The sequence below is a fragment of the Luteococcus sediminum genome, assembly GCF_054783495.1.
Map to the genome: position 1 here is coordinate 68,578 of NZ_BAAGQL010000019.1, position 23,913 is coordinate 92,490.

Annotated in this window: 22 protein-coding genes; 15 read left to right on the forward strand and 7 right to left on the reverse strand. The window is 68.5% G+C overall.

Annotated elements, in window-relative coordinates:
- Positions 1–33: 33 nt before the first annotated feature.
- Positions 34–1,581, reverse strand: coding sequence for an amino acid permease (locus ACYVKA_RS10840; protein ID WP_460705348.1), 1,548 nt, complete (start codon positions 1,579–1,581; stop codon positions 34–36).
- 240 nt (positions 1,582–1,821) lie between these two features.
- On the opposite strand from ACYVKA_RS10840, the gene ACYVKA_RS10845 reads away from it, so the two are divergent.
- The 4 genes from ACYVKA_RS10845 to rny all read left to right on the forward strand — a co-directional run bounded on the left by ACYVKA_RS10845 (position 1,822) and on the right by rny (position 5,768).
- Complete coding sequence (locus ACYVKA_RS10845) at positions 1,822–2,016, forward strand: DUF3046 domain-containing protein (protein ID WP_394276714.1); 195 nt, start codon at positions 1,822–1,824, stop codon at positions 2,014–2,016.
- Between the two features lie 285 nt (positions 2,017–2,301).
- On the forward strand, positions 2,302–3,363 hold the full coding sequence (gene recA, locus ACYVKA_RS10850) for a recombinase RecA (protein WP_394276715.1): 1,062 nt from the start codon (positions 2,302–2,304) through the stop codon (positions 3,361–3,363).
- A gap of 17 nt (positions 3,364–3,380) precedes the next feature.
- On the forward strand, positions 3,381–3,938 hold the full coding sequence (locus tag ACYVKA_RS10855; protein ID WP_460705350.1) for a regulatory protein RecX: 558 nt from the start codon (positions 3,381–3,383) through the stop codon (positions 3,936–3,938).
- A gap of 135 nt (positions 3,939–4,073) precedes the next feature.
- A complete protein-coding gene (gene rny, locus ACYVKA_RS10860; RefSeq protein ID WP_460705352.1) occupies positions 4,074–5,768 on the forward strand; it encodes a ribonuclease Y in 1,695 nt (564 codons plus the stop codon).
- Positions 5,769–5,842: 74 nt separating this feature from the next.
- On the opposite strand, the gene ACYVKA_RS10865 is transcribed toward rny, so the two are convergent.
- Positions 5,843–6,637 carry an amino acid ABC transporter ATP-binding protein gene (locus tag ACYVKA_RS10865; RefSeq protein ID WP_460705354.1) on the reverse strand — a complete coding sequence of 265 codons (795 nt, stop codon included), beginning with the start codon at positions 6,635–6,637 and terminating at the stop codon, positions 5,843–5,845.
- Positions 6,630–7,535, reverse strand: a complete 906-nt coding sequence (locus ACYVKA_RS10870) for an aldose 1-epimerase family protein (RefSeq protein WP_460705356.1) — start codon at positions 7,533–7,535, stop codon at positions 6,630–6,632. Before ACYVKA_RS10870 ends, ACYVKA_RS10865 begins: the two co-directional genes overlap by 8 nt.
- A gap of 84 nt (positions 7,536–7,619) precedes the next feature.
- Between ACYVKA_RS10870 and miaB the strand changes: the two genes are divergently transcribed.
- Positions 7,620–9,116 carry a tRNA (N6-isopentenyl adenosine(37)-C2)-methylthiotransferase MiaB gene (gene miaB / locus ACYVKA_RS10875; RefSeq protein ID WP_460705358.1) on the forward strand — a complete coding sequence of 499 codons (1,497 nt, stop codon included), beginning with the start codon at positions 7,620–7,622 and terminating at the stop codon, positions 9,114–9,116.
- An 83-nt stretch (positions 9,117–9,199) separates the two neighbouring features.
- On the opposite strand, the gene ACYVKA_RS10880 is transcribed toward miaB, so the two are convergent.
- Positions 9,200–9,415, reverse strand: a complete 216-nt coding sequence (locus ACYVKA_RS10880; RefSeq protein ID WP_460705360.1) for an antitoxin — start codon at positions 9,413–9,415, stop codon at positions 9,200–9,202.
- Between the two features lie 192 nt (positions 9,416–9,607).
- Here ACYVKA_RS10880 and miaA point away from each other — a divergent pair, with 192 nt between their 5' ends.
- The 4 genes from miaA to ACYVKA_RS10900 all read left to right on the forward strand — a co-directional run bounded on the left by miaA (position 9,608) and on the right by ACYVKA_RS10900 (position 15,111).
- Positions 9,608–10,534 (forward strand): tRNA (adenosine(37)-N6)-dimethylallyltransferase MiaA, encoded by a 927-nt coding sequence (gene miaA, locus ACYVKA_RS10885; RefSeq protein WP_460705362.1) that lies wholly within the window; start codon positions 9,608–9,610, stop codon positions 10,532–10,534.
- A gap of 57 nt (positions 10,535–10,591) precedes the next feature.
- Positions 10,592–11,419, forward strand: a complete 828-nt coding sequence (gene dapF, locus ACYVKA_RS10890) for a diaminopimelate epimerase (protein ID WP_460705364.1) — start codon at positions 10,592–10,594, stop codon at positions 11,417–11,419.
- 66 nt (positions 11,420–11,485) lie between these two features.
- Complete coding sequence (hflX, locus tag ACYVKA_RS10895; protein WP_460705366.1) at positions 11,486–12,979, forward strand: GTPase HflX; 1,494 nt, start codon at positions 11,486–11,488, stop codon at positions 12,977–12,979.
- 38 nt (positions 12,980–13,017) lie between these two features.
- Positions 13,018–15,111: an ATP-dependent DNA helicase gene (locus ACYVKA_RS10900; RefSeq protein WP_460705368.1), complete on the forward strand. Its 2,094-nt coding sequence runs from the start codon at positions 13,018–13,020 to the stop codon at positions 15,109–15,111.
- Positions 15,112–15,183: 72 nt separating this feature from the next.
- Here the strand turns inward: ACYVKA_RS10900 and lexA are convergent, their stop codons facing one another.
- A complete protein-coding gene (gene lexA / locus ACYVKA_RS10905; protein ID WP_460705370.1) occupies positions 15,184–15,945 on the reverse strand; it encodes a transcriptional repressor LexA in 762 nt (253 codons plus the stop codon).
- 268 nt (positions 15,946–16,213) lie between these two features.
- On the opposite strand from lexA, the gene ACYVKA_RS10910 reads away from it, so the two are divergent.
- Entirely contained in the window at positions 16,214–16,585 is a 372-nt protein-coding gene (locus ACYVKA_RS10910; protein ID WP_460705372.1) for a hypothetical protein, read from the forward strand.
- 133 nt (positions 16,586–16,718) lie between these two features.
- Here the strand turns inward: ACYVKA_RS10910 and ACYVKA_RS10915 are convergent, their stop codons facing one another.
- Complete coding sequence (locus tag ACYVKA_RS10915; protein ID WP_460705374.1) at positions 16,719–17,330, reverse strand: RDD family protein; 612 nt, start codon at positions 17,328–17,330, stop codon at positions 16,719–16,721.
- Between the two features lie 137 nt (positions 17,331–17,467).
- On the opposite strand from ACYVKA_RS10915, the gene ACYVKA_RS10920 reads away from it, so the two are divergent.
- From ACYVKA_RS10920 to ACYVKA_RS10930, 3 genes are all read left to right on the forward strand, one after another.
- A complete protein-coding gene (locus ACYVKA_RS10920) occupies positions 17,468–17,890 on the forward strand; it encodes a DUF2752 domain-containing protein (RefSeq protein WP_460705376.1) in 423 nt (140 codons plus the stop codon).
- Positions 17,891–18,137: 247 nt separating this feature from the next.
- Positions 18,138–18,602: a transcriptional regulator NrdR gene (gene nrdR, locus ACYVKA_RS10925; protein ID WP_460705378.1), complete on the forward strand. Its 465-nt coding sequence runs from the start codon at positions 18,138–18,140 to the stop codon at positions 18,600–18,602.
- 78 nt (positions 18,603–18,680) lie between these two features.
- A complete protein-coding gene (locus tag ACYVKA_RS10930; protein ID WP_460705380.1) occupies positions 18,681–21,581 on the forward strand; it encodes a vitamin B12-dependent ribonucleotide reductase in 2,901 nt (966 codons plus the stop codon).
- Positions 21,582–21,708: 127 nt separating this feature from the next.
- On the opposite strand, the gene ACYVKA_RS10935 is transcribed toward ACYVKA_RS10930, so the two are convergent.
- Positions 21,709–22,230 (reverse strand): ferritin, encoded by a 522-nt coding sequence (locus tag ACYVKA_RS10935; RefSeq protein ID WP_460705382.1) that lies wholly within the window; start codon positions 22,228–22,230, stop codon positions 21,709–21,711.
- Positions 22,231–22,347: 117 nt separating this feature from the next.
- Between ACYVKA_RS10935 and ACYVKA_RS10940 the strand changes: the two genes are divergently transcribed.
- Together ACYVKA_RS10940 and ACYVKA_RS10945 are read left to right on the forward strand one after the other, a co-directional pair.
- Positions 22,348–23,292 carry an AEC family transporter gene (locus ACYVKA_RS10940; RefSeq protein ID WP_394277393.1) on the forward strand — a complete coding sequence of 315 codons (945 nt, stop codon included), beginning with the start codon at positions 22,348–22,350 and terminating at the stop codon, positions 23,290–23,292.
- Between the two features lie 150 nt (positions 23,293–23,442).
- Positions 23,443–23,841 (forward strand): pyridoxamine 5'-phosphate oxidase family protein, encoded by a 399-nt coding sequence (locus ACYVKA_RS10945; RefSeq protein WP_460705384.1) that lies wholly within the window; start codon positions 23,443–23,445, stop codon positions 23,839–23,841.
- Positions 23,842–23,913 lie beyond the last annotated feature (72 nt).

Below are 23,913 nucleotides of genomic sequence, written 5' to 3' on the forward strand. Positions count from 1 at the left end.
CCGCCACCCACAGGGATGGTCGGCCTTGGTGGGTCAGCGCTTGCGCGCCTGCTTGGCGTTCTTGAGCGCGGCCTCCTCGGCATGGTGGTCGATCACGTGCAGGCGGACACGCTCCATCGCGGCTTCACGCTCCGCGTCGAAGTCCATCGGCTGCACCTCGGTGCGCGCCTGCGCCATGGCCCGGTAGAGCACGGCCATCAGGATGATCCAGACCGGTGCTGCGGCCAGTGCCAAGCGGGAACCGGGATCCAGTGCCAGCACGACGAGCATGGCGGCGAAGAAGGCCAGGCCGGCCCAGCACATCACGCGCCCGGCGGGCATCGGGTAGATGGACTCGGCGTGGCGCTCGGGGTGCCTCTTCAGGTAGGCGAGGTAGCACACCAGGATGAAGCCCCAGACGGAGATGTAGAGCACCGAGGAGACGCCGGCGACCAGGGCGAAGGCATCCATCACGGTGTCGGACAGCATGACCAGGACGATGGCCGGCGAGATGCAGGCCGCGGTCAGCAGGAGTGCCCGGAAGGGGATGTGGCGGTGGTTCAGGTGTGCGAAGCGTCCTGGGGCATTGCGCTCGCGCGCCAGGCCATACATGATGCGCGAGGTCGAGAAGACACCGGAGTTGGCGGACGAGGCTGCCGAGGTGAGCACCACGAAGTTGATGATGTGGAAGGCGAGGCCCACGCCGATGAAGCCGAACATCTCCACGAAGGGGCTCTTGTCGGGGTCGATCAGGTCCCACGGCATGACGGCCATGATCACCGACAGCGCGCCGATGTAGAAGATCAGGATTCGGGCCGGAATGGAGTTGATGGCCTTGGGCAGGTTGTGCATCGGGTCGGCGGTCTCGGCCGCGGCGGTGCCCGCCATCTCGATGCCCTGGAAGGAGAAGATGGCGATCTGGAAGCCTGCCAAGAAGCCCATCAGGCCGCGCGGGAAGAAGCCGCCGCGATCCCACAGGTGGGTGAAGGAGGCAGCCGGGGTGCCGGCCATCGGGGGCTGGAAGTGCGTGATGGCCAGGTAGCCACCCACCAGCACCAGGGCCACGATGGTGATGATCTTGATCATCGCGAACCAGAACTCCAGCTCGCCGAAGAGCTTGACGGCCACCATGTTGAGCGCAGTCAGGGTGATCACGACGATGAGGGCCGGGATCCACTTGGGCAGGTCCGGGAACCAGACGGCCAGGTAGCCGCAGATGGCCACGGTGTCGGCGATGCCGATCACCACCCAGCACATCCAATAGGTCCAGCCGACGTAGAAACCGGCCCAGGGGCCCACGAGGTCGGTGGCGAAGTCCGCGAAGGACTTGTAGGCGAGGTTGGACAGCAGCAGCTCGCCCATGGCTCGCATCACGAAGTAGAGGAAGAAGCCGATCACCAGGTAGACCAGCAGGATCGAGGGGCCAGCGAGGTGGATCGTGCGTCCGGCGCCGAGGAACAGGCCGGTGCCGATGGCTCCGCCGATCGCGATCAGCTGCAGGTGGCGGTTCTTGAGTTCACGCTTGAGCTCGTGCTCGTCCCCGTCAAGGACGGTGGCCCCGGACGTGTCCGGAGACTCGGTCCTGGTCTTCTGGGTTGCCATGGCATCCCCGTCATTGGGTTGCATCTGTGAGTACCTTCCGTCATGGGTAGGGGGATCCTCCGCACCCGTCCACTCGTCGGCTCTGACGCATGCTGGCACGAAGGACCACCGGTAGGTCTTCTTTCAGGCTAGCCATCCAAGCGGTCGATTCACGGGATGACGAGGCAAATGTTGCAGATCTCACGCCGGTGGGCCCACCGGGGGCGCCGGGTAGCCTGATCGTCATGACGGGATCCTGCAATGAGTGAGACCGAACTGTGGCGGCGCATGGCGCAGTGGCTTCCTGAGGGCACCGTCGAGTACTGGGCGGAGATGGTGGTGCTGGCAGAGTTGGACGGGTGCACCGTCCGTGAGGCTCTAGCTCAGGGAGTGCCGGCTCAGGCCATCTGGCGAGCCGTGTGGGCAATGCTGGAGCTTCCGCCCAGCGCTCGCTGAGCCAGGGCCGCGGCCCCGTCCCGGGGAGCGGCGCCCCAGCAGGGGGTGGCTGGCCTGAGGGGGCGGCAGCGCGCCACATTGTTGCAATCGAACAATTGTTCTAGGCTGGGCGCGTCCTACCGATCAGACGCAGGCAAGAGCGCTGAGGGCTTGTCCACATGGCAGGTTGTCCACAGCGGCGGCACCGACGTGAAAAATTGTCAGAGCCGATTCCTAGAGTCCTCGGTGAATGCAGGACACCCCATTTCGACCGGGCAGGTGCCCGGACCAGGAAGGAAGGCCGTCATGGCTGTTGCAGACCGCACGAAGGCTCTCGAGGCCGCATTGGCCCAGATCGAGAAGCAGCACGGCAAGGGGAGTGTGATGCGTCTGGGTGACGAGACCCGCGTCCCGATCGCCTTCATCCCCACCGGTTCGGTCTCGCTGGACATCGCACTCGGCATTGGCGGGCTGCCCCGCGGCCGCATCGTCGAGATCTACGGTCCTGAGTCCAGCGGCAAGACGACCGTCGCTCTGCACGCCGTGGCCAATGCCCAGAAGGCGGGTGGCATCTGCGCCTTCATCGACGCCGAGCACGCGCTCGATCCCGACTACGCCGAGAAGCTCGGTGTCGACACCGATGCCCTGCTGGTCAGCCAGCCCGACAATGGTGAGCAGGCCCTCGAGATCGCCGACATGCTGGTCCGTTCGGGAGCCCTCGACCTGATCGTCATCGACTCCGTGGCCGCCCTGACCCCCCGCGCCGAGATTGAGGGCGAGATGGGTGACAGTCACGTCGGTCTCCAGGCCCGACTGATGAGCCAGGCGCTGCGCAAGATGACCGGTGCCCTCAGCCAGGCCGGAACCACCGCAATCTTCATCAACCAGTTGCGCGAGAAGATCGGCGTGATGTTCGGTTCGCCCGAGACCACCACCGGCGGCAAGGCGCTGAAGTTCTACTCCTCGGTGCGTCTGGACGTCCGCCGCATCGAGACCCTGAAGGACGGCACGGAGCCCGTCGGCAACCGCACCCGCGTCAAGATCGTCAAGAACAAGGTGGCCCCTCCCTTCAAGCAGGCCGAGTTCGACATCCTCTACGGCCAGGGGATCAGCCGGGAGGGAAGTCTGATCGACATGGGTGTCGACAAGGGTGTGATCCGCAAGGCCGGTGCGTGGTTCACCTATGGCACCGACCAGTTGGGCCAGGGCAAGGAGAATGCCCGCAACTTCCTCAAGAAGAACCCGGAGGTGGCGGACGAGATCGAGGCCAAGATCCTCGCTGCCCTGGGCATGGGGGAGCAGCCCGAGGAGAAGACCGACGAGGTGCCCGAGGGTATCGATCCGGTGACCGGCGAAGTCGCCTTCTGAGGCGGACGTAGCCCCGGATGAGTCACCAAGGGTTCGGACGACGGCCTGCGCGGGAAGCTCCCGCGCAGGCCGCTGGTCCTGACGCCGACCCGATGGAGGTGGCGCGCGAGATCGCGCTGCGCATCCTCACCATGCGCGACCACTCCCGTCAGGAGCTGGCGGGCAAACTCGATGCCAAGGGCGTGCCCGAGGACGTGCGGGACGAGCTGCTGGATCGCTTCGAGGAAGTGGGCCTGGTCAACGACGAGAGCTTCGCCCGGCAGTGGACCCGAGCCCGTCGTTCCAGCCGCAAACTGTCGAAGATGGCCGTGCGGCGTGAGCTCCAGACCAAGGGTGTCGACCGAAACCTCATCGACCCGACCTTGGACGAGATCGACCACGACAGCGAGGTGGCCCTGGCCACCGAGCTGGCGCGCAAGAAGTGGCGCTCGGTCCACTCGCTGCCACGCGAGGTGGCCTACCGCAGGATGGCGGGTGCACTGGCACGCAAGGGCTATTCCTCCAGCGTGGTCAGTCAGGTGCTCCGAGAGGTGATGGATTCCGACCGGGGCCCCTACGAGACCGGCCAGTGGTGACGGGCTGGCCGCCGACGGTCGATCGTCTTGCCCGTGGTCGGGCCGACAACTAGCCTCGAAGGAGAAGTGGAGGCCACTTCGTCGAGCTGTCGGACCCCACCCCCTCGCGACCGCCTCCCACGAGGAGGAGGAACGATGGTCTGGCTCTGGGTTGCTCTGGGTGTGATGGGGCTGCTGGCGAGTGGATTGGCAGCAGCACTCGTCCAGACCCGGCGCGTCGGCCGGGAACAGGCACGCCTCGAGGAGGACGTGGCCCATCGGCGCGAAGCCGCGCTGGATCGTCGCGAGGCCGAACTGGCAAGCCGTGAGCAGGAAGTGGCCGACCAGCGCCAGCGCGACGAGCAGGAACGCCAGGAACTTGCCAAGGCGCGCCAGCAGGCGGACCGGGACAGGAGCGAGCTGCGCGATCGCACGGACCAGGCCGCCAGCAGTGCTGCCTCGGCCGAGTCACGACGCTCCGAGCTCGAGCGGCGCCTGGCCGAGGTGCAGCAGCGCACCGAGCTGGAGGGGGAGCGAATCCGTCTCGAGCAAGCCGACCTGCGCCAGCTCCGCTCCACCTTGGAGACCCGCGAGCAGCGACTGGGGGAGCGCGAGGACCGCGCGCTGGCCGAGTCGCACGACATCCAGGCCCGACTGGACGAGATCGCCGAGTCGCAGGAGCAAGTACAGGCCGACCGGGAACGAGCCGCCGAGGAGCTGCAGCGCGTCGCCGGTCTCGACCAGGTCCAGGCCCGCGCGGAGGTCATTGCCCAGGCCGAGCACGAGGCCCGGCTGGAGGCGACCACATTGGCGCGAGACATCGAACGGGAGGCCCGCCAGCAGGCCGACTCCCGCGCCCGCGGCATCATCGTCACCGCCATCCAGCGCCTGGCCTCCGAGCAGACCTCCGAATCGGTGGTGAGCACCCTCGACCTTCCCAGCGACGAGATGAAGGGGCGCATCATCGGCCGTGAGGGCCGCAACATCCGTCACTTCGAGCAGGTCACCGGCGTCAACGTGATGATCGACGACACGCCCGGTTCGGTGCTGCTCAGCTGCTTCGATCCGGTGCGCCGGGAGACGGCACGCCTCACGCTAGCGGAACTGGTCGCCGACGGCCGGATCCACCCGGCACGCATCGAAGAGGTGCACGAGCGCAGCACCGAACGCATCCACGAGCGCATCCTGCGCGCCGCCGAGGATGCACTGGCCGAAGTGGGGATCTCCGACATCGACCCCGCCCTGCTGCCCACCATCGGAGCCCTGCGCTATCGCACCAGCTACGGCCAGAACGTGCTGCGCCACCTGGTCGAGTGCGGTCACCTGGCCGGCATGATGGCAGCCGAGCTGGGCCTGGACGTCGCCACCTGCACCCGCGCCGCCTTCCTGCACGACATCGGCAAGGCGCTGAGCCACGAGGTGGAGGGAACCCATGCCATGGTCGGAGCCGAGCTGGCGCGCCGCCATGGCGAGTCACCCGAGATCGTGCACGCCATTGCCGCCCACCACAACGAGGTGGAGCCCACCACCGTCGAGGCCGTGCTCACCCAGGCCTGTGATGCCATCTCCGGCTCGCGTCCCGGCGCCCGCCGTGAGTCCCTGGAGGCCTACGTCAAGCGTCTCGACCGGTTGGAGCAGATCGCGGCCTCGCACGACGGAGTCGAGCGCGTCTTCGCCATGCAGGCCGGACGCGAGGTCCGCGTGATGGTGCTGCCCGAGGTGGTCGACGACGCCTCGGCGCACCAGCTGGCGCGCCAGATCGCCCACGAGGTGCAGGAGGAGCTCACCTACCCGGGCCAGATCCGGGTCACCGTGGTGCGCGAATCCCGCGCCACCGAGATAGCCCACTGAGCGCTGTCATTCCTCCAGACCGGCTTCGCCGCCAGGAGCTCGTGCCGAGGGAATGGGGCCGGGGCTCCCCGCAGTCAGCGGTCCGCGCCCAGACCGGCCAGGAAGTCGCGTGCGCGCTGGGTGCGGGGATGGTCGAAGAAGTCTTCGGGCGGTCCCTGCTCCACGATGGTCCCGTCGGCCAGCATCACCACCCGGTCGGCGGCACGCCGCGCGAAGGACATCTCATGGGTCACCACCACCATGGTCAGGCCCTCGGAAGCCAGCTGCAGCATCGCCTCCAGCACCTCGGTGACCATCTCCGGGTCGAGCGCGCTGGTCGGCTCGTCGAAGAGCACCAGACGAGGCTCCATCGCCAGCGCCCGCGCGATCGCCACACGCTGCTGCTGGCCACCCGACATTTGGCCCGGCACGCGGTCCGCATGTTCGGACAGGCCCACCTTGGCCAGCAGGCGCAGGCCCCGCTCACGGGCGGACTGCGCATCCAGGCCCAGCACTTCCACCGGCCCGAGAACCACGTTCTCCAAGGCCGTCATCGTCGGGAACAGGTTGTAGGACTGGAAGACCATGGCGACCCGGGAGCGCAGCTCGGCGAGCTCCGCTCCGCCTGCGGGGATCGGTGAGCCGTCGACGGTGATGGTGCCGCCGTCGATCCGCTCGAGAGCATTGATGGTGCGCACCAAGGTGGACTTGCCGGAGCCCGACCGTCCCAGGACCACCAGGACCTCGCCTCGGCGCACGTCCAGGTCGATGCCGCGCAACACCTCGTGCCCGTCGAAGCTCTTGGTCACGCCGCGCAGGCTGACCACCACGTCATCACCGGGCGTGACGCCGGCCGGCACATCGGCTTCCGTCCTCCTCACCTCAGGCATCGGCGTCCTCCTGCAGCAGGCCCCACTGTCCGACGAAGTCCTCGCCAGGTTCCAGCACCACCAGGTCCTCGTGGGTGGGGCCCGGGTTGAAGGCGTCGGGCCCACAGGTCATCGGCTCGACGGCCAGGCTGCGGCCGTCGCCGGGGGTGTAGAGCTGGGCCCAGCGCATCGACTCGTCACCCCACAGCAGCGTGCGGTGTTCGCTTCCCTGCAGGCAGATGTCCCAACGTCCCTCGACGCGCTCGGCTCCGGTGAAGGCGGTGTCCAGTCCCACCCCGGCCAGCAGCTTGGGCTTTCGCAGGTCGACGACGGTCTGGTCGACGGGGCGGGTCTCGGTGGGCAGCAGGCGTTCGTCGACGCCCAGCACTGTCGAGAAGGGCACCTGGATGGTGCAGTCGGCCAGCGTCCCGTCGGGGGCCAGCAGGTAGGGGTGGGCCCCGTAGCCGAAGGGCACGGCCTGGGGGCCCACATTGCTGGCGCGCACGGTGACGGTGAGCCCGTCGTCCGAGAGCCGGTGTTCCAGCTGGAGTTCCACCACGCCGGGCCAGCCGGGCTGCGGATGCAGCAGGTAGCGCTGCACGAGGTGTTCGTCGGACTGCTCGACGGTCGTCCAGGGCACCCAGCAGACCAGGCCGTGGATCGCATTGTTGCGCTCGGGCTCGCTGAGTGGGAGCTGCAGCTGGATGCCGTCGTGGACCCAGCGGCCGTCGCGGATGCGGTTGGGCCAGGGCATCAGGTGCTGGCCCTGGCAGCCGATCGGGGAGTTCTCTACTTCGAAGGGCAGCACGACGTCGCGGCCGTCGACGGTGTAGCTGCGAAGGGCCGCACCGAGCTCGGTGACCACCGCTTGCTGGGTGCCGTGGACGAGGGTGTGCTGGGTGCCGGTGGGCGAGATCATGGGCCCCACCCTAGGACCTGCGGCCGCTCGCCTGCGAGGCACGATTCACCGCGGGCCACCCACGCAATCTAGAGTTGTCCCACCATGTTTGCATCCATTGCCACCAGCGCGCCCGCAGCACCCCGCACCTACCAGGTGATCACCTACGGCTGCCAGATGAATGTCCACGACTCGGAGCGCATCTCCGGCCTGCTGGAGGGTGCTGGGCTGGTGCGCAGTGACCGCGACGTCTCCGAGGAGGGCGGCGCGGACGTGGTGGTCTTCAACACCTGCGCGGTGCGCGAGAATGCCGACAACCGGCTCTACGGCACCCTGGGCCACATGGCCGCGGTCAAGCGCACCCGGCCCGGCATGCAGATCGCCGTGGGTGGCTGCATGGCGCAGAAGGACCGCGACGTGGTTGTCGGGAAGGCGCCCTGGGTCGACGTGGTCTTCGGCACCCACAATGTCGGCAAGCTGCCGGTGCTGCTGGAGCGGTCCCGGGTGGAGCAGGCCAGCCAGGTGGAGATCGCCGAGGCGCTGGAGAACTTCCCGTCGAACCTGCCCACGCGCCGCGAGTCGCCCTACTCGGCCTGGGTGAGCATCAGCGTGGGCTGCAACAACACCTGCACCTTCTGCATCGTGCCCCAGCTGCGCGGCAAGGAGACGGACCGTCGCCCGGGCGACATCCTCGCCGAGGTCCAGGCGCTGGTCGACGAGGGCGTGCAGGAGGTGACCCTGCTGGGCCAGAACGTCAACACCTACGGCGTGGAGTTCGGCGATCGGGGCGCCTTCGCGAAGCTGCTGCGGGCCTGCGGCCAGGTCGAGGGCCTGGAACGGGTGCGCTTCACCAGCCCGCACCCGGCCAGCTTCACCAGCGACGTCATCGACGCGATGGCCGAGACCCCCAATGTGATGCCGAGCCTGCACATGCCCCTGCAGTCGGGCTCGGACAAGGTGCTGCGCGAGATGCGGCGTAGCTACCGCAGCGAGCGCTTCCTGCGGATCCTCGACGAGGTGCGCACCAAGATCCCGCGCGCGGCGATCACCACCGACATCATCGTCGGCTTCCCCGGTGAGACGGAGGAGGACTTCCAGGAGACGCTGCGCGTGGTGGAGCAGTCGCGCTTCAGCGCCGCCTTCACCTTCCAGTACTCGATCCGTCCCGGCACGCCCGCCGGCGTGATGGACAACCAGGTGCCCAAGGCCGTCGTGCAGGATCGTTACGAGCGCCTGCTGGAACTGGTCAACCGGCTGGCCTGGGAGGAGAACCAGAAGCTGGAGGGCGCCGAGGTGGAGGTCATGTTCGCCGTGGGGGAGGGCAAGAAGGATGCCGAGACCAACCGGATGTCCGGGCGGGCCCGCGACAACCGCCTGGTGCACGTCACCGTCCCCGCCGACCCGGCGCTGCGGCCCCGCCCGGGCGATGTGGCGACCACGGTCATCACCCATGCAGCGCCGCACCACCTCAATGCCGATGCCGGGATCACCCAGCTGCGCCGCACGCGCGGTGGGGACGCTTGGCAGGCCCGCCACGAGGCACCGCCGGCACCAGCCGGGGTCAGCCTGGGCATGCCGACGATTGGCGCGCCCGCGAGCTGACGGGCCCAGACGCCCGGACACGACCGGGGGCGGACACCGATGGTGTCCGCCCCCGGTCGTCCCGTGCGGGGAGGTGGTCAGGCTCAGAGATTGCCGGTCTTGTCCTGGAGGAACTGCTGGCCCTTGTCCACGTGAGCGGCGTGCTTGTCGCCGGTGCGCGAGTCCAGCTGGTCGCCGGCCTGCTCGATGCCCTGGTCGATCTTGGCCTCGTGCTGGTTCGCGAGGTCGCGGGCCTTGTCGGCGGTGGTGCCCTCGCCGTTGCCCTGCAGCGCGTCCTTGGCCTTGTCGAAGAGGCCCATGGTCATTCCTTCCGATCTGTCTCAACGGGAAGACCAGCGAGCCGTGGTCTTTCGGTAGGGCCCCGCACTTCCTTCCCGCGCTGGGCCGGGTCAAGGATCGGCTCGGGTGCTGCGCTGAGGGCGCAACCACTTCGCCGCCGGCGTCGCAGCTGGCGCGCGAACGGGCCGACACCGCGCTGGCACAATGGCTGCGTGCTCCCACCCCTGGTCGTCCTCAACGGTCCCACCGCCTCCGGCAAGTCCAGCCTGGCGATCCGGGTGGCCCAGCAGCTCACGCGGCGGGGTCACCCCAGCGAGATCGTCAACGCGGACTCGATGCTGGTCTACCGCGGCATGGACATCGGGACGGCCAAGCCAACCGTCGCGGAGCTGGCCGCTGTCCCGCACCACCTGGTCGACATCCTCGACGTGACGCAGACCTCCACCGTCGCCGACATCCAGGCCCTGGCCCGTGAGGTGATCGCGCGCCTGCGTGCCGAAGGGATCGTCCCGGTGCTCGTCGGCGGTTCGGCCCTGTACGTGCACGCGATCGTCGACGACTTCGACTTCCCCGGCTCCGACCCGCAGGTGAGGGCCCGCCACGAGGCGCGCCTGGCCGAGGTCGGGCCGTACGCCCTGCACGCCGAGCTCGCCCAGCGCGCCCCCGAGGCTGCCGCGTCGATGGACCCCGGCAACGGACGACGCATCGTGCGGGCCCTGGAGGTGCTCGAACTCACCGGCGAGCTGCGCCCGAGGCTGCCGCAGTGGACCTATGCCCTCGAGCGCGTGCTCCAGTACGGCCTGGAGATCGACCGGGAAGTGATGGACCGGCGGATCAACGAGCGCGTCGACCAGATGTGGTCCGACGGGCTGGTCGAGGAGGTGCGACGGCTGGAGGAACAGGGCCTGCGCGAGGGCCTGACGGCCAGCCGGGCACTGGGCTACCGGCAGGTGCTGGCCCACCTGGACGGCGAGGTGGACGAGCACACCGCCCGCGAGATGACCAAGGTGGGAACCCGTCGCTTCGCCCGCAAGCAGCTGGGGTGGTTCCGGCGTGACCCGCGGGTGGTCTGGTTGCCGGCGGGCGATCCGTCCAGTCCTGAACGGATCGTGGACGATGTCTGCCAGGCGCTGGGCTGAGCCTCGCAGGGGGTCCGGATCTGGTCTGGTCCTCGGGCGGGCGCGTAACCTACGCCCATGAGGACCTGGAAGTTCGCCAAGGGGCACGGCACGCAGAACGACTTCGTGATCGTCACCGATCGTCACGGCATGGTGCGCCTGGACGACGATGACGTCCGATTCCTGTGCGACCGGCGTGCCGGCATCGGCGGCGATGGCCTGCTGCGCGTGACCATGGCCTCGTCCATCGAGGACCACGAGGACGAGCCGGAGCGCTGGTTCATGGACTACCGCAATGCCGACGGGTCCATCGCCGAGATGTGCGGCAACGGTCTGCGCGTCTTCGTGCGTTACCTGCTGGAGGAGGGCCTGGTCTCCGGTCGCGAGATCGAGGTGATGACCCGCGCCGGTCTGCGCCGTGCCTGGCCGCAGCACGACGGGACGATCCGCACCCTGCTGGGCGAGGTACGGCTGGGCGACGAGCCGGTGCAGGTCAGCAGGGGGGAGGGTCGCTGGGAGGCCACCACCGTGGATGTCGGCAACCCCCATGCGGTCTGCTTCGTCGACGGTGCGGACGAGCTGTCGGCACTGGACCTGACCCATGAACCCGTCTGGGAACCCGCGCAGGCCTTCCCCGAGGGCACCAACATCGAGTTCGTGCACGTCATCGACGAGCACCACATCGCCATGCGCGTCCACGAGCGCGGGGCGGGGGAGACCATGAGCTGTGGCACCGGCACGGTTGCCGCGGCGGCGGCCCATGCCCGTCGCGCCGGGCTCGGTGGCGGCGAGGTGGTCGTGGACGTCTCGGGCGGTCGCCTCGTGGTCGAGCTGGACGGCAGCCAGGCCTACCTGACCGGGCCAGCGGTGGTGGTCGGCCGCGGTGAGGTCGTGATGCCCGACTGAGGACCGCCCCGCCGTGGGCGAAAATGGCTGGCCGGGCTTGCTTGCAGGTGACAAGCTGGGACAACGATGACTCGACCTGACTCCCGTCGCAATGACGACGACTTCGATGACCTGTACGACGACCTGGGCGCCGGCGACCTCGACGCCGACGGCCGCGACCCAGAAGAGTACGACGCAGGGGACCATGACGGCCTCCAGCTCGATTTGGCCGAACGACTGTCCCTCAAGCGAGTTGCCGGCATGTCCACGCAGGTGGCCGACATCAGCGAGGTCGAGTACCGCGACCTCCAGCTGGAACGCGTGGTGCTCATCAGCGTGTGGACCACCGGCAGCGAGGCGGACGCCGAGAATGCCATGACCGAGCTGAAGCTGCTGGCCGAGACCGCGGGCTCCCAGGTTCTGGAGGGCCTGGTGCAGCGGCGCAAGTCGCCGGACCCGGCCACCTACATCGGCCGCGGCAAGGTGGACGAGCTGCGCGAGGTGGTGGTGGCCACCGGCGCCGACACCGTCATCTGCGACGGCGAGCTGCAACCGGCGCAGCTGCGCAACCTCGAGGACCGGGTCAAGGTCAAGGTGATCGACCGCACGGCCCTGATCCTCGACATCTTCGCCCAGCACGCCAAGAGCGTCGAGGGCAAGACCCAGGTGGAGCTGGCCCAGCTGCAGTACCTGCGCCAGCGGCTTCGTGGCTGGGGTGGCAACCTGTCGCGCCAGGCCGGTGGCCAGGCCGCCGGCGGTGCCGGTATCGGTGGCCGTGGCCCCGGTGAGACGAAGATCGAGACCGACCGTCGCCGCATCAACACCCGGGTGGCGATCCTGCGCAAGCGGATGCGGGACCTCAACGCGACCCGTGAGAACAAGCGTGCCGATCGTCGTCGCAACCGCATTCCCTCGATCGCGATCGTGGGCTACACCAATGCTGGCAAGTCGTCGATCCTCAACCGGATCACCGACGCCGGTGTGCTGGTGGAGAATGCCCTGTTCGCCACGCTGGACCCGACGACCCGTCGTCACACCACGCCCGACGGGCGCGTCTACACCCTCACCGACACTGTCGGTTTCGTGCGCCACCTGCCCCACGACCTGGTGGAGGCCTTCAAATCCACGCTGGAGGAGTCGGCGCAGGCGGACCTTTTGCTGCACGTCGTGGACGGGTCCGACCCCGACCCGGTGGGCCAGGTGCACGCAGTGCGCACGGTGCTCAACGAGATCGGCGCCGGCAATGTCCCCGAACAGCTGGTGATCAACAAGGTCGATGCGGCCGATGACGACAGCCTGCAGGTGCTGCGCACCCAGTATCCCGATGCCGTCTTCGTCTCCGCCCGGACGGGGGAGGGCATCGAGGAGCTGCGGGCCGTGGCCGAGAGCCGACTGCCCAGCCCGGAGGTCTCCGTCGACGCGCTGATCCCCTATGGTCGTGGCGACCTGGTGGACCGCATCCACAAGCACGGCCAGCTGGTCACCGTCGAGCACACCGGCGAGGGCACCCGCGTCGTGGCCCGGGTGCATCCGGACCTGGCCGGAGAGCTCAAGGCCTTCGAGGTGCAGGACCCGTCGTGACCCGCACGGCGGGCCCGGTCCGCAGGTAGGCTGGCCCGATGCCGTCTGCCGAGAAGAAGAACGAGTCCGCCTCGGCCCAGCCGGAGCAGGAAGTTGCCGCGTCCAAGACGAGCACCAGCCAGGTGAGCTCGGCCGAGGTGCTGCAGGCTGCGGTGTCCGCGATCGGCGGGACCCCGCGGCCCGGCCAGCAGCAGATGGCCGAGGCCATCGAGGCGGCGATCGACACCGGCGAACACCTGCTGGTGCAGGCAGGCACTGGCACCGGCAAGTCGCTGGGCTACCTCGCCCCGGCCTTGCTGCACGTGCAGTCCACCCGCCAGCGGATCGTGATCGCGACCGCCACCCTGGCCCTGCAGGCGCAGCTGGCCACTTCCGACATCCCCAATGCCCTCAAAGCGGTCCGCGAGGTGACCGGGCGCGAACCCAGCCATGCCATCCTCAAGGGCCGCACGAACTATGCCTGCCTGCTCAAGACGCGCGATGGCATCGCCGACGAGCAGGACACGCTGCTGGGCGGCGCCGAGCTCGCCGACGGGCTTCGCAAGTCCAGCGCCGATGCCGACTCGGTGCTGGGCGCCGAGGTGATCATGCTGCGCGAGTGGGCCGAACAGCAGCTCAAGGACCGCCAGCTCGCCGACCGCGACGACGCCCCCGCCCACAGCCCCCGCTCCTGGGGCCTGGTCTCGATGCCGGTGCGCGAGTGCCTGGGCGTCAACCGGTGCCCCTACGGCTCGGAGTGCTTCGTCGAGTCCTCCCGCGAGAAGGCCCGGGCATCGCAGCTGGTGGTCACCAACCATGCGCTGTTGGCGATCGATGCCATGCATGGAGGCACCGCGCTGCCGGAGCACGAGGTCGTGATCATCGACGAGGCGCACGAACTGGTGGGCAGGGTCACCGGAGCCGCCTCGGCTGAGCTCAGCCCCCAGCTGGTTGAGCGGGTCGCCAAGCGGGTGCTGCCCTGGCTCAGCGACGACCTGGGCCTGGAGTTCCTGGAGTCGGCCGACATCCTGCGGGTGGCTCTGGACGAGACCGACCTGGCCCGCATCTCCCAGCCCGTGGGTGCGGCGGTGACCGCCTTCGAGTCCATCCGCGACGTGGCCCGCCGGGTGGTCAGCGGCCTGGGAGGCAAGGCTGCCGACAAGAACCGCAAGGACGTCGACCCGGAGCAACAGCAGGCGGCCGCGGCCGCCAAGGAGGTCTTCGACATTGCAGAGCGGATGGCGGACCTGTCCAGCAATGACGTGGTCTGGGTCAGCGAGCGGGAACGCTTCGGCCGTCAGGCACAGGTGGCGCCGCTGAGCGTGGCCGGGCTGATGCGCGAGAAGGTCCTGGGGGAGAGGACGACCATCCTCACTTCGGCGACGCTCAAGATCGGCGGCGACTTCACCCAGGTGGCGGGCCAGATCGGGCTGCGCAAGGCCGACCGGTTGGTGGGTGACCAGCATGACCCGGACAATGCGCTGGCCTGGCGCGGGTTCGACGTCGGCACCCCCTTCGACTACCGCAAGCAGGGCATCCTCTACGTGCCCCGGAACCTGCCGCGGCCCCGGCGTGACGGGACGGCTCCGGAGGTGCTCGAGGAGGTCGCCGAGCTGGTCTGGGCGGCGGGTGGCAGGACCCTGGGGCTGTTCAGCTCCCAGCGCGCCGCGGAGGCCGCCGCCAAGCACGTGCGCCAGCAGCTGCCGAAGATGACCGTCCTGTGCCAGGGCGATGCCCAGTTGTCGGAGCTCACCCGCCAGTTCGCCGTCGACCCGGAGGTGAGCCTGTTCGGCACGGTCTCGTTGTGGCAGGGGATCGACGTGCCGGGAGAGACCTGCCAGCTGGTGATCATCGACAAGATCCCCTTCCCGCGCCCCGACGACCCGCTGGTGCTGGCCCGTCAGGAGGCGGTGACGCAGGCCGGCGGCAATGGCTTCATGTCGGTGGCGGCCACCCATGCCGGTCTGCTGATGGCCCAGGGTGCCGGGCGCCTGGTGCGTCGCGTCACCGACCGGGGCGTGGTGGCGGTGCTGGACCCCCGGCTGGTGACGGCACGCTATGGCGGCTTCCTGCGGGCCTCGATGCCCGACTTCTGGATGACAGCCGAGCGCGAGGTGGCCGTCGGAGCGCTGCGGCGTCTGCAGGAGGGATAGTCCTCGAGCATGTCGAGGGGGCCGCCCACGCGCCGTGGGTGGCCCCTTCTTCATGGGCGCGGAGGGCGCGCCTCAGACGCGACGCAGCACCGCGACGACCTTGCCGAGGATCCTCGCGTGGTTGCCGTCGATGGGGGAGTACTGCTCGTTGTGTGGCATCAGCCAGACCTGGCCAGGCGTCTTCTTGAGGGTCTTGACGGTCGCCTCGTCGTCGAGCAGCGCCGCGACGATGTCGCCATTGTCGGCATCGTCCTGCTGCCGGACCGCAACCCAGTCGCCGTCGCAGATGGCGGCGTCGATCATCGAGTCGCCGTGCACCTCGAGCAGAAAGGTCGTGCCCTCGCCCACCAGCTGGCGGGGCAGGGGGAAAACCTCCTCGACGCGCTCCTCGGCCAGGATCGGCCCACCGGCGGCGATGCGTCCCACCATTGGGACGTTGACGGCGGTGGGGAAGCTGTCGCCCACGTCGGTGGGGTCGTTGGCCTCGGCCTCGGTGGGGAGCATGGACGGGGGCAGGTGCACCTCCATGGCGCGCGGCTGGCCCGGGATCCGGCGGATGTAGCCCAGCGACTCCAACTGCTTGAGCTGGTGCGAGACGCTGGACGAGCTGGCCAGGCCCGCGTGCTCGCCGATCTCGCGCATGCTGGGCGGGTAGCCGCGGGTCTCCAGACTCTCGCGGATCACCTCGAGCACGCGGCGCTGGCGTGGACTCATGCCGTCGACGCTGGGCTCCACCATCGTGCGACCGCGCGAGAGCTCCCTGCGAACCTCCTCGTCGCTGGGGCGTCCGACGGGTCGCCGTGCCTCTGACTTGCCCTTCGTTCCACGTGCCATGGCACAAGACTAGTGCTCGCGACAGTCCCAATCAAACATCTGTTCGAGGGGTCCACGCGGCCTCGTACGGCGGGGGTGGGAGGTGTCCGGCGAAAACTGTCAGGGGGGACTGTTTGACTCGGTCACGAGCGCGAAACCTGAAGCTTTCGGCCCCATTCGAACAATCGTTTGATTGAGGCCGGGTGACCGGGCTAGTGTTCAAGCATCGAACACCTGTTCGACGGGCGGATGGCTCGCGGCAGGGTTTGTCCAGACCTGAGGAGTAGTCATGAGTGCAACCTTCGTCGCGAGGATCCCCGCCGTCACCCCGGCAACGATTCGTCGTCGCGCACAGGGGCGCCTGCGTGGGCCGGTGGCCAGGCCCCTGCAGCCGGCCATGCCGGTGGGGCGGCCGGTGCAGCCCTCGGGGCCCGAACTCCTGGCCGGACCGGTGCAGCTCGAGCTGGTGGGTTCTGGGGAGCGTGGCGCCGCCAGTGCCGTGCAGCTGACCGACCGCGGCATCTTCTGCATCGTGGCAGTACTGGCGGTCCTGGCCGTGGCGACCGTGGCCGTGGGGTTCAGTAGCTTCCTGTCGGTCAGCAATGCCCCGCTCGAACCCTCCGCCCAGCCCTCGCCGGTGCTGGTCGAACTGTCCCGCTGAGTCCAGTCATGGGCTCCCCCGTGGGCGTCGCCGACGGCGGCCCGTGGGCTCGAGTGGCGACAGGACGCGACGAGGGCCCAACAACTGCCGGGGCCCTCGTGTGGTGGTGCAGCGACGACGTCGCCGAGCCGGGTCAGCGCTCGTCGATGACGACCGTCTTCATGATCTTGTCGGCGAAGGTCTGCTTCTTGGCGTCCCACAGCGGCCACAGGTAACCCAGGAGGCAGACGATCGTGTCGAGGATGTGGCAGATCTGTCGCAGCAGCGCCTTGCCCATGCCGATTGGCTGGCCGTCGGCCTCGCTGACTAGCTTGGTGCCCAGCAGTTGACGACCGATGGAGTGGCCGGTCTTGCCGTCGCGGTAGACCATGTTGTAGAGGAACCAGACCAAGCCCAGCACCATCAGGAGCCATCCGAGGGTCGGGTTGGTGCCAACCCGATCCGTCTGGGTCATCGGGTCGTACCCACCAACCATGGGGTCAGCGATCCGGTTCAGGATTGTGTAGGGAAGCCAGTCGATGACGTGGCTGCCGACGCGCTTGAACCATCCGGCGAGGTTGGCCGTACGGCCTGCCGGCTGGCCGTAGGCCGGGTAGGCCTGGCCGTAGGGATCGGCTGCGGGCTGGCCGTAGGCATTGGCCGCGGGCTGGCCGTAGGGGTCGGCGGCAGGCTGGCCCAGGGAATCGGCCGGGGGATTCATCTCCGGCTGGCCTTGCTGCCAGGGGTTGGTGGGTGGGTTGGTCACGGTCTTCTCCACTCGTCGGGTCCGGGGGTCCGGGGAAGTTCCAGGACTCTGTCGCAGACGATGCTAGGTGCTCGACCGGTCCAACGGTGGCCAGTGGCGCGAGTCTGGTCAATCTTCAGTAGGGGAGGATGGTGGGCATGAGTCATGACTGGGTGTCGCCGGTGGAGACTGATCGTGTCTTCGATGCCCGCGATGCCCTGCGGCGTACCGCCGCACTGGGTGGCTTCTGCCTGGCCCAAGGCCTCCTGGTCGCGGTCTGGGGTCGCGGGTTGCCGTGTCCCCTGCGTGCCGCCACTGGTCTGCTGTGCCCGGTCTGTGGCGCCACCACCGCGGGGATCCACCTGCTGCACGGCGAATTCGGCCACGCCTGGGCGTCCAATCCGGTCGCCATCCTGGCGGGGCTGCTGCTGGCCGTCTGCGTGGCCGCCTGGACGATCGAGGCCCTCGGCGGCCCCGCCCCCAGGCCATTGCGCCGGTGGGCCCCGATCACCCTCGACCGGGTACTGCTGTGGTCCGCGGCGCCCCTGCTGGTCTTCACCGTGGTCCGCAATCTGGGCTGATTCGCCCACCCCGGACAGGCATGAGGATGGCGGCGTGTCCAGTTTGATTCTCGGCAGCCGGAGACCTACGGTTGTCCATATCTAGTGGTTGCGGATGGTGGTCAGACCCACAGATTGTGGTTCAAGGGACAACTTGTCCACACCGTGTCCACATGTCCTTCCACAATCGACCCCTCACGCATGCCCATGGGCAGGGCTCCTGGCTGCCCTCGGTGCGGCGTGCCCTGACCCGAACGGAGGCCCGGCCATGCACTGCCCCTTCTGCCGCAACGGCGATTCACGCGTGCTCGACTCCCGGGCCGCCGACGACGGCTGCAGCATCCGCAGGCGCCGCCAGTGCCCCGCCTGCGAGCGACGCTTCACCACGATCGAACAGGTCCAGCTCTCGGTGCTGAAGAAGTCCGGGGTCAGCGAGCCGTTCAACCGCGAGAAGGTGGTCAACGGCGTCCGCAAGGCCTGCAAGGGTCGCCCGGTCAGCGAGGCCGACCTCGCCCGCCTGGGCCAGCGCGTCGAGGAGACCCTGCGCGCCAGCGGGCAGGGCGAGATCCCCACCGACGAGGTGGGCGTGGCCATCCTCGAGCCGCTGCGCGAACTCGACCAGGTGGCCTACCTGCGCTTCGCCAGCGTCTACCAGCACTACCAGGGAGTCGAGGACTTCGAGGCCGAGATCGCGCGCCTGCGCAGCTCCGCTCCAGCGCCCGACCCGGCCTGAACACCACCCAAGAACCCCGCTGGCCGTCGCATCGGCCAGCCGCCACATGGAACAAAACCCCCAAGGAGAAGGAAGAGCATGACCGACACCAGCAGGACGGCGCGTCGCCAGCCGGCCAACAAGAAGGCCACCGGCCTGACCATCGAGCGCGTCTTCTCCACCGAGGGCACCCACCCCTATGACGAGGTGAGCTGGGAGAAGCGCGACGTCGTGCAGACCAACTGGAAGACCGGCGAGACCGTCTTCGAGCAGAACGGCGTCGAGTTCCCCGACTTCTGGAGCCTCAACGCCTCCACCATCGTCACCACCAAGTACTTCCGTGGCGCCCTGGGCACCGAGCAGCGCGAGACCGGCCTGAAGCAGCTCATCGACCGCGTCGTGAAGACCTACTCCAAGGCAGGCCTGGAGCACGGCTACTTCGCCACCGAGAAGGACGCGCAGGTCTTCGAGGAGGAGCTGTGCTGGATGCTGCTGCACCAGTACTTCAGCTTCAACTCGCCCGTCTGGTTCAACGTCGGCACCTCGAGCCCGCAGCAGGTCAGCGCCTGCTTCATCCTGAGCGTCGACGACTCGATGGACTCCATTCTGAACTGGTACAAGGAGGAGGGCTTCATCTTCAAGGGCGGCTCCGGCGCCGGCCTCAACCTGTCCCGCATCCGTTCCAGCAAGGAGCTGCTGAGCTCCGGCGGCACCGCCTCGGGCCCGGTCTCCTTCATGCGCGGCGCCGACGCCTCGGCCGGCACCATCAAGTCCGGTGGCGCCACCCGTCGCGCCGCCAAGATGGTCGTGCTCGACGTCGACCACCCCGACATCGAGGAGTTCATCGAGACCAAGGCGCGCGAGGAGGACAAGATCCGCGCCCTGCGCGATGCCGGCTTCGACATGGACCTGGGCGGCAAGGACATCACCAGCGTCCAGTACCAGAACGCCAACAACTCGGTGCGCGTCAGCGACGACTTCATGACCGCCGTCGAGAACGACGGCCTCTTCGCCCTGACCGCCCGCAGCGACGGTCGCGTCATCGAGGAGGTCAACGCCCGCGAGCTCTTCCAGAAGATGGCCAAGGCCGCCTGGGAGTGCGCCGACCCCGGCATCCAGTACAACGACACGATCAATGCCTGGCACACCAACCCGGTCACCGGCCCGATCACCGCGTCGAACCCGTGCAGCGAGTACATGAGCCTGGACAACTCCTCCTGCAACCTGGCCAGCCTCAACCTGCTCAAGTTCCTGGGCGCCGACGACGTCTTCGACGCCGAGCGCTTCACCAAGGCCGTCGAGTTGATCATCACCGCGATGGACATCAGCATCTGCTTCGCCGACTTCCCGACCGAGTCGATCGGCGAGACCACCCGCAACTTCCGCCAGCTCGGCATCGGTTACGCCAACCTGGGCGCCCTGCTGATGGCGCTGGGCCTGGGCTACGACTCCGAGGGTGGCCGCAAGCTGGCCGCCGCCATCACCTCGCTGATGACCGGCACCTCCTACCGTCGCAGCGCCGAGCTCGCCGCCGTCGTCGGCCCCTATGCCGGCTACGCCGAAAACGCCGAGGCGCACCAGAACGTGATGCGCCAGCACCAGGCCGCCTCCGAGGCGCTGAGCCCGATGCACACCAATGACAGCGTCGTGGCCGAGGCCGCGGGCAAGGAGTGGGAGCAGGTCGTCGCCCTGGGCGCCACCAACGGCTACCGCAATGCCCAGGCCTCGGTGCTGGCCCCCACCGGCACCATCGGCTTCATGATGGACTGCGACACCACCGGCGTGGAGCCTGACTTCAGCCTGGTCAAGTTCAAGAAGCTGGTCGGCGGCGGCTCCATGCAGATCGTCAACCAGACCGTGCCGCGTGCCCTGAAGAACCTGGGCTACGCAGCCGACGAGGCGGAGGCCATCGTCTCCTTCATCGCAGACCACGGCCACGTCATCGACGCCCCCGGCCTGAAGCAGGAGCACTACGAAGTCTTCGACTGCGCCATGGGTGCCCGCGCCATCGCGCCCATGGGTCACGTGCGCATGATGGCTGCCGTGCAGCCCTTCCTGTCGGGTGCCATCTCCAAGACGGTCAACCTGCCCGAGAGTGCCACGGTCGAGGAGATCGCCGACGTCTACATGCAGGGCTGGAAGCTCGGGCTGAAGGCGCTGGCCGTCTACCGCGACAACTGCAAGGTGGGCCAGCCGCTCAGCGACGGCAAGAAGGACGCCGGCAGCAAGGATGCCGAGGCCAAGCAGGCCGCCGCGCCCGCCGCTGCCGAGCCCGAGGTGCGCATCGAGTACCGTCCGCGTCGCCGCCGCCTGCCCAAGAGCCGCATGGGCCGCACCACCAGCTTCACCGTGGCCGGCGCCGAGGGCTACATGACCTCCAGCCAGTACGAGAACGGCGAGCTGGGCGAGGTCTTCCTCAAGCTCGGCAAGCAGGGCTCCACCCTGGCCGGCGTGATGGATGCCTTCTCGATCGCGATCTCCATCGCCCTGCAGTACGGGGTGCCGCTGGAGACCTATGTGCAGAAGTTCACCAACCAGAAGTTCGAGCCGGCCGGCATGACCGACGACCCGGACATCCGCATCGCCCAGTCGATCATGGACTACATCTTCCGTCGCCTGGCGCTGGACTACCTGAGCTTCGACGAGCGCAGCGAGCTGGGCATCTACACCTCCGCAGAGCGCGCCCGCTATGTGGAGACCGGCTCCTACCTGAGCGAGGAGGAGGAGGCCGAGATGCCCGAGTCCGAGTCGCTGAAGAATGATGCCGCCGACGACCTGCGCTTCGACGAGCGGGGCGCCAACCAGCCCTCGCTGATCCAGGCCAGCCCGAAGGTGGAGCAGGAGACCGTGGGCAGCGCCCACACCACCACGGAGATGATGGAGGGCCTGACCGGGCACGCCATCGACGCGCCGCTGTGCATGACCTGCGGCACCAAGATGCGCCCGAGCGGCTCCTGCTATGTGTGCGAGGGCTGCGGTTCCACCAGCGGCTGCAGCTGATCCTGCCCGCGGGTGGGTCCGGCAGCGGACCCACCCGGCGGCAGACATGACGAGGGCGACCCCCAGCACCTGCTGGGGGTCGCCCTCGGTTTCGTCTGGGCCCCATGTCCCTATGGGGCCGGCTTGATCAGCCCTCGCTGGGCTCGGTGGTGGCCACCGGGCGCTGCGCGAGGTCCTCGTCGAGGCGCAGCAGGCCGGGGCCGTCGTGACCGGTGAGCTCGATGCGGCCCATGATCTCACTGACGGTCGACTCCTCCTCGATCTGCTCGCTGAGGAACCAGTTGAGCAGGGGACGCGAGTCCAGGTCGCCGGCCTCCTCGGCGGCCCGATAGAGCGCGCGGATCGACTCCGAGACCTTCTGCTCATGCTCCAGAGCCGCCTTGAAGGCGTCCAGGGCGCTGAGGCCCTTCTCGACGTTGGGCGCGGGCACGGTGCCGATCTCGGGGTGGTTGTCCCGGTCGAGCAGGTGGTCGATGAACTTGTTGGCGTGGACGATCTCCTCGTCGGCCTGGTGGCGCAGCCAAGTGGCCATGCCGGGCAGGTCCTGGGCGTCGACCTCGATCGCCAGCTGGCGGTAGACGGTCGAGGCCTCGAACTCGTGGGTGATCTGGGCGTTGAACTGGGCTTCGAGCTCCTTGGACATCTTCATGGAACCCAGAGAAGCACCCTTTCCCCCTCCAGGAAGAGTCTTTCGCCCAACAGCGAAGCGCCACGGCCATCCGGGACGCCACCCCCGTCACAGAGGGCAAGCCCTAGGCTGTGGTCCATGGGCGTCCTGGTCGGCTTCATCACCATCTGGGCGGTGGTGGCGGTCGGCTGGGTGATGGCCCACTGGCGCATCCTGGACAACTCCTCGCAGCTGGTGCTGAGCAAGCTCAGCTTCTACGCGGGTTCCCCGGCGCTGATGGTGACGATGATGTCCACCGCCGACCTGGGCCGCATCTTCGCCCGCAACCTGGCCGTCAGCATCGTGGCCACCGTCCTGACCGGCCTGCTGTGCCTGCTGCTGGAGCTGTCCTGGTTGCGGGGAGCCGACGGCCAGCGCCACGGCCTGGGCCACCGGGTGATCGCGGTCTTCTGCTCCTGCTACGTCAATGCCGGCAACATGGGCCTGCCGATCGCCGCCTACGTCCTGCACGACATCACCTGGATCGCGCCGCTGTTGCTGGTGCAGGTGGCGGTGCTGCAACCGCTCGGCCTGGCCTTGCTCGACGTGGACGCCGCGCGCCGCGACGGCAAGGCCTCCTCGCGCCGCCGCAACCTCACCCTGCCGTTGCGCAACCCGATGACCGTGGGCGTCCTTGCCGGCCTGGCGATCAACCTGCTGGGCTGGACAATTCCCGCCCTGGCACGACAGCCGCTCGAGATGCTGGGCGGGCTGGCCGTGCCCACCATGCTGGTGGCCTTCGGGGTCTCGCTACGCCTGGGGCCGCTGCCCGGCAGGGGACCGCTGTTCACCGAGACCGTCGTGTTGAGCGTCATGAAGCTGTTGCTGCAGCCGGCGCTGGCCCTGCTCCTGGCGCAGCTGGCCGGGCTGGACCGGACGACGACCCTGGCCGTGGTGGTGCTGGCGGGACTGCCCACCGCGCAGAACATCTTCAACCACGCGGTGCGCTACCAGCAGTCGGTGGTGCTGGCCCGTGACGTGGTCTTCATCACCTCCATCGGCTCGATTCCCAGCATCATGGTGATGGCCCTGGTGCTCGGCTGATCCTGGTGCCTGGTGATCCTGATGCCTGGTGATCGTGATGCTTGGAATCAATGGCCCGACCACACGGCGGGTGTCCCACCTGTACAAGGATCGGCTTCGCTAGGCTCGGGAGCGAACGGCCCTGCCCGGGCCGCCGACGAAGGAGTTTCGATGTTCGAGGGACATTTCGAGGTTCTCGACCAGGACGAGTGCCGCACGCTGCTGGGCGAGGCACACGTGGGGCGGTTGGGCTTCATCGGGCCCGACGGCATCACGGTGCTGCCGCTGGCCTACACCCAGGACGGCAACCTGGTGGTCGTCCGCACCGCTGCACACACCCAGCTGGCCGAGCTGCCGGAAGGCATCGACGTGGCCTTCGAGGTGGACCACGTGGACCAGGAGGCAGCCAATGGCTGGAGCGTACTGGTGCGTGGGCGCCTGGTCGACGTCTCGGAGGAACTGCTCTCGCCCGAGTTCCTGGCCCCCCTGCCCTATGTGCCGGGCGACCGCGACGTGGTGCGGGCGATCAGCATCGACCAGGTACAGGGCCGGGCCGTCTCGCGGCCCTGAGCCCGCACCGGCCGCCGGTGGGCGTCCGGTGCGAGGATGGAAGTGCCCCCTCAGCCCGGATGGGGCGTTGAG